Here is a 5,507-nt window from a genome sequence, read left to right on the forward strand (position 1 = left end):
TGCGCTCGCGCAGCGCTTGCAAGATCGCCGGCGCAGCCAGCTCCGGCGCAAGCAAGTCCGGCGCGATGGCGATGCCGCGGCGCGCAAGGGCTTGAGCGGCCTCCACGCAGCTCGGGAGGCCAACCCCCGCGCGCGCGAGCAGCTCCGGCGCGCGGCATAGCGCCTCCGGCGACCCGTCGAAGACGAGCTCGCCGCGGTCTAACACAAGGACACGGTCTGCCAGCGGCAGGAACGTGTCCAGGTCGTGCGTGGCGATGACGTAGCCGCCACGCTTCCTTTCGCGAATAATGCGCAGCAATTCGCGGACGGCCGCCGCCTCGAGGCCGGCGGTTGGCTCATCCATGAGGAGCCAATCCGGCGCCGTGGCGAAGGTTGTCGCCAGCGCGAGCCGGCGCTGCTCGCCGCCGCTTAAGCCAAACGGCGAGCGCTCCAGGGCGAAGGCACCGCGGGGGTCGAGGTCGGCGCAAGCGGCGCGGATGCGGCTCTCGCGCTCGTCTGCTGCGAGCCGATAAGGGCGCAGCGAGTAGGCGAATTCCCCGCGGATGCTGCTGGCGAACAGCTGCTGCTCCGGGAATTGAAAAATCAAACCCATCCGCAAAAGATGAGCTTGGTCTACCCTTCTTTTATGCCACAAAGGCTGATCATCAAGTGTGATAACTCCTGCGGACGGCTCCAAAATACCAGCCATCACCTGAAGGAGCGTCGACTTTCCCGAACCCGAATGTCCGATTAATAGCGTAACGGAATCGTCTGGAAGCTCAAATCCGATATCTTTCAACAATTGCTGACCGGGATTGTCCGGGGCGTTGATTTGAATATTTCGCAGGACTATAGACATGAATTTGCCACCGCCTCGGCCAGCTCATCCATATCCAAGGGAAGCAAGCGAAGCTCGCAGCCATACTTCAGCAGGCCGAAAGCTGTTTTCACCACATAGGGAGAGTCGAGCCCTAACTCGGTGCAAGGCGACGTCTCCAGCGACTTATCTTCACTTTCCCCATAAAAGAAAGCCCGGGGTCCCCCATCAAACGTGATCCGTCCGTTACCAAACCCGATGACGCGCGTCGCATCCGCCACTTCTTCCAGCCGATGCGTAATCCATACAATGGTCGTGCCTCGCTGATGGGCTTCGCGCACCGCCTGTCGGACTCCCTGTCTTGCCGCGGGATCCAGCATCGCCGTCGGTTCGTCCAGCACCAGGATTTCAGGCTGAAGCGCTAGGGCAGCCGCCAAATTAACCAACTGCTTTTGCCCCCCGGACAAGCTAGAAAGCGTTCGTTCGAGCGGGAGCGACAAGCCCACAGCTGACAAGCTTTGCAGATACCATGCTTTACGTTCTTCTAGCGTTAAATCCTGTTTACCTGGGAGATAATCGAATTCCTCTTGAATCGTTTCTCCTACAAACTGAGCATCCGGCAATTGAAGCACGCCTCTAATTTGCCCAGACTCATTGCGGATCAGCTCACCGCTTGAGAGGGGACTTAAGCCCAGTAAACTGCTGGCTAAGGTGCTTTTGCCGCTGCCATTTGGCCCGATGACGACCATCCATTCGCCTTTATAAATATCTAAAGTGACGTCCGACCATACCCGCCTTCCTTCTTCCGATTGTGTTCGATAGACGACGGAGGCATTCCGCAAAGAAGCCACAATTTCTCGATTTGCCATATATAAAATGTCCTTCCACTTTCCTAAAAGATGTGCTATGATCTGAATGATTTATTGTTAACCATTGATATAATTTGAAGTTGACAATACATAAACAATAACAGAAACAGGAGCGATGGACAATATGAAACTCACTTTGCGCGGCGTTGTTTTCAGTGCACTTTTTGCAGCAATTCTTGTCTTATTCAGCTTTGCAAGCATTTCACTCCCTTTTACACCTGTCCCTATTACTCTGCAAACGCTGGCGGTTATGCTTGCCGGCGGCTTGCTCGGAGCACGTTACGGCTTCTTCAGTATGGCTCTCGTTGTGATCCTGACGGCTATCGGGTTTCCTCTGCTTCATGGAAATGGCGGTTTAGGCATCGTGCTCGGACCTACGGGTGGTTTTATTATGATATATCCGTTCTCCGCTATGCTGGTTGGTATGATCTTACCTCGTATTCGCGTGAAGGGGTTTATGGGCTACCTGGTTGCTTTCCTCGTGCTTGAGATTTTTGGATCTCTGCTCCTTTATCTTGCCGGAGTACCATGGTTGATGTATAAGGTGCCTTCTTATACGTTTGCAAAAGCGATGATTGCCGCTTGTTACCCCTTCCTCTTAGGGGACGCGATCAAAGCTGCGGTTGCGGTGCTGATCATTGTGCCGATTCGACAAGTGTTTTCCCCAGAGCGGCTTACTGGTTCCTCTTCGCATAGCGTTGTGCAGCGTACGGATGTCAGAATGTAATTTTATTTTCAGCCTTACTGCTCATTCCTTGAGTAGTAGGGCTTTTTTTGTGCTTGCTTGATAGATTGCAAGGAGATTTTTACGTTTTTGTAATGTGCAGGTCTGTTTTTTTATTCGATTGTAATGTTCTAGCGTGTAAGCTTGATCTTGTAAGCAGGCACGACACAAGGAACACCATGCAAATGCATGAGGCATAAGGAAACTATGTAAACCTAGCAACGCCATTATATTGAACAGGAGTGTTATAGATGAAAAACAACAAAAAAGTAATCGCCGCTTTAACCATTACAGCAACTGTAGGCTTGTCCGCAATTTTACCTTTCAACGCCTTGGCTGCGAACCCTTTCTCTGATGCCGCTAATTCTTCCAAAGTACAAGCTGCTATTGAACAATTGGCTCAGCAACAAGTACTATCCGGATACGAGGATCACAGCTTTCTTCCTGATCAGGCGGTAACTCGCGCTGAAATCGCCAAAATGGCCGCACTCGCTCTGCACGTTAACGTGGACACAGCTGCAACGACGACTTTTAGCGATGTAGCACAAGGAGATTGGTTCTACGCTTACGCTGCTGCCCTTGAATCTGTAGGAGCTATCTCATCTACTAACGGTCAGTTCCAAGGCAGCTCAACAATCTCTTCCGAGCAGTTGGCAGACGTTATTGCGAAGGTGTTAAAAGTTGATGCAGCTGCAGTTCAGCAACTACCAAGTTATGCGTCTTTGACAGGTAGCTCCGTGACACGTGGTCAGGCCGCTCTACTCATTTTCGAAGCGCAGCAATTAGCTCCTATTCATGTGACCAAGCTGGAGGTTTTAAATGCAATAACCTTGCAAGTTACCTTCTCAGCACCGATTCCTACGGCAGAATTAGAACTTGAACCTGCATCCAAAAACTTTGTTTTTGACAATGGTTTGGCTATTAACAACGTGCCACGTTTAAAAACAGGTTCCACTTCGACGTACATCGTTCCTGTTCCAACACAAAAAGCCGGCACGACCTACACGCTAACTTATAAAGGCGAGGTTGCCGGAACTTTTACCGCGAGCACAGAGAAAATTGCTTTGGCTTCGACGCAGCAAGTAGCAAATGACGTTTTTGAGGTTGAGTCTCATTTGACGGATGGCGTGGCGGACTACGGTTATGTTATTGCAGCCTATGCCAAAGGACGTCCAGGCTCCTTTATCGTGAATGACAAGAACGAATACAATGGCATGACGTATCAGATTCTTTCTTCGATGCGAAACCGTGTGGTGCAAATCACGCCTGAAGGCGGCGCACCGATGACTGCCACATATTTACCTTTCACACAGGCAACGGATGGCCGCCAAGCGCCTAAATTCCTTCTGCCTAAGGGCGAAACGTTGAAGGCGGGTTTGACTTACACGGTTTCTGCGGACTGGGCTACTTTGAAAAATGCTACATTTACAGCGAAAGACATCGCGCCGCTAACGATTCAATCCGCTTCCGCAGTGGATGCGAAAACGATTACTGTGACCCTTTCCCAGGATCCGAAGGATGAAATCTTCGTTTCACGCCGTGTTACTTTGACAGCGACAGACGGCACTGTTCTGACAGCTGAATACACGATTACTACGCGTAAAGGTGCTGTAGGTACTTTTGCTCTGCTAAATAACGGCCAGCTTGTGCCGGGTATGACTTATACCGTCGCTCCAGAAGGCAAGTGGGCTACGGCTGCGGGAGTAAGTTTGACTGTAGCGAAATAAATTTATGAAGTAAAAGCGTTGGGAAGGAGTGCCTTGAATGAGGTGCTCCTTTTGTTCTACCATTCATTCCAATGAGGTGAGTGATCTATGCTTTTCAAAAATCGTACGTTATTCTCCATGTTGACGTTAGTTCTTTTCATGGTTGGCTGCAGTTCGCGTCCTGCGCCTGTTGCGATGCCAACGGCAACGGCAACATCTACATCTACATCTACACCAACATCAACACCTACAACAGTACCTGTGCCTGAAGTGCCTGTGTCAAAGGCAAAAACGGCCCTACTCGTAACTCATTCCAAAAGTGATTATATGTCTTTCCTTGATCCGGCTTCCGGTCAATTCCAAAAGCTGACGGTTGGCAAGGCGCCTTTTGCCATTGCTGAAGGTCCTAATCATCGTGCGTATATTTCTACCGCGGAAGGTGTTGCTGTCGTAGATACGCAGCAGCGCAAACGTGTTGCGTTAGTGCCTTATATGGCGACTGACGCTATCGGCAAGCCTCAATTTGGTGAATACCGTCCCGGCGGGATGGGCATTGCCGTGTCCCCTGACGGTAAATTCGTCTATGTCGGCGTGTACTTGACTGGTGGTGGCAGAGGTATGAAAAGCCAACTGGAGATCATGGATACAGAGAAACTCGCCATGACTGGCAGTGTCGCTGTTGGCGTTCGACCGTTCGATGTAGTGACCAGCCTCGACGGCCGGGAGGTCTACAGCATCGATCATGATTCCTACTCCGTGACCGCTGTCGATCCTGTGCAGCTCAAGGCTCGCACCCTTGAGGTAGCGCCCTTCGGCAAAGGCGGCTTCGAGAAGCCGCACTACGCAGCGGTTCGCGCCGATGGCCGCCTGCTCCTGCCGTATCAGGGGCGAGGCCTGGTCGTGCTTGACCCAACTAGCGGCAAGTACGAGACGAAGCCGCTGACAGGCAACACGCACCAAGAGGGCGTAGCGTTGACAGCGGATGGCAAGCAGCTGCTCATCGTCGGCATTGGTGCTGCGGGAAGCGCAACCGGCAAGCCTAACTTGACGGTGCTCGACGTCGATACGTACGCCGAGAAAATAATCCCGCTGGAGCGGATGCACCAGATGGTCGCCGCGAGCGCGGGTGGGCGTTACGCCTACCTCACCGGCGGCGTCACTTATGCAGATACTGGCTGGAACGGGATGACTGTGGTGGACCTCGTCTCTGGCGCTGTCCGCGACTTCGAGGTGCCGGATTATCCGCTTGATGTGCAGCTGCTTCCGGAGTGAGACTCTTAGCCAAGTTTGCTGCACCACTCACACTTTCTTCTCCCGAGACGGCCTAAACGGCTGTCTCGATCATATCTAGTTACTTTTCTCGTGGTGAAACAGCCTTTTGTGCACTCTCAGCCAACTTTTGCTACACTTCT

At 52.1% G+C, this 5,507-nt stretch carries 5 protein-coding genes; 3 read left to right on the plus strand and 2 right to left on the minus strand.

Annotated features, from left to right (window positions below; all coding sequences use genetic code 11):
* On the minus strand, positions 1 to 838 hold an 838-nt coding region (locus PCH02S_RS35280), incomplete at its 3' end, for an ATP-binding cassette domain-containing protein (protein ID WP_127458768.1).
* Entirely contained in the window at positions 829 to 1,665 is an 837-nt protein-coding gene (locus PCH02S_RS35285) for an ATP-binding cassette domain-containing protein (RefSeq protein WP_127458769.1), read from the minus strand. The genes PCH02S_RS35285 and PCH02S_RS35280, both read right to left, overlap by 10 nt.
* 124 nt (positions 1,666 to 1,789) lie before the next feature.
* Here PCH02S_RS35285 and PCH02S_RS35290 point away from each other — a divergent pair, with 124 nt between their 5' ends.
* The 3 genes from PCH02S_RS35290 to PCH02S_RS35300 all read left to right on the plus strand — a co-directional run bounded on the left by PCH02S_RS35290 (position 1,790) and on the right by PCH02S_RS35300 (position 5,367).
* Positions 1,790 to 2,392, plus strand: a complete 603-nt coding sequence (locus PCH02S_RS35290; RefSeq protein WP_127458770.1) for a biotin transporter BioY — start codon at positions 1,790 to 1,792, stop codon at positions 2,390 to 2,392.
* A 248-nt stretch (positions 2,393 to 2,640) separates the two neighbouring features.
* Positions 2,641 to 4,116, plus strand: a complete 1,476-nt coding sequence (locus PCH02S_RS35295) for an S-layer homology domain-containing protein (RefSeq protein WP_127458771.1) — start codon at positions 2,641 to 2,643, stop codon at positions 4,114 to 4,116.
* A gap of 87 nt (positions 4,117 to 4,203) precedes the next feature.
* Positions 4,204 to 5,367, plus strand: coding sequence for a YncE family protein (locus tag PCH02S_RS35300; protein ID WP_127458772.1), 1,164 nt, complete (start codon positions 4,204 to 4,206; stop codon positions 5,365 to 5,367).
* Positions 5,368 to 5,507: the final 140 nt, after the last annotated feature.

The organism is Paenibacillus chondroitinus NBRC 15376, assembly GCF_004000765.1.
GTDB classification, from domain to species: Bacteria; Bacillota; Bacilli; order Paenibacillales; family NBRC-103111; genus Paenibacillus_E; species Paenibacillus_E chondroitinus.

What these genes read in the sequence shown, in the direction of transcription:
- PCH02S_RS35300 (WP_127458772.1), top strand. Translation starts at nt 4,204, where the DNA reads ATGCTTTTCAAAAATCGTACGTTATTCTCCATGTTGACGTTAGTTCTT.
- PCH02S_RS35290 (WP_127458770.1), top strand. Translation starts at nt 1,790, where the DNA reads ATGAAACTCACTTTGCGCGGCGTTGTTTTCAGTGCACTTTTTGCAGCA.
- PCH02S_RS35295 (WP_127458771.1), top strand. Translation starts at nt 2,641, where the DNA reads ATGAAAAACAACAAAAAAGTAATCGCCGCTTTAACCATTACAGCAACT.
- PCH02S_RS35285 (WP_127458769.1), bottom strand. Translation starts at nt 1,665, where the DNA reads ATGGCAAATCGAGAAATTGTGGCTTCTTTGCGGAATGCCTCCGTCGTC.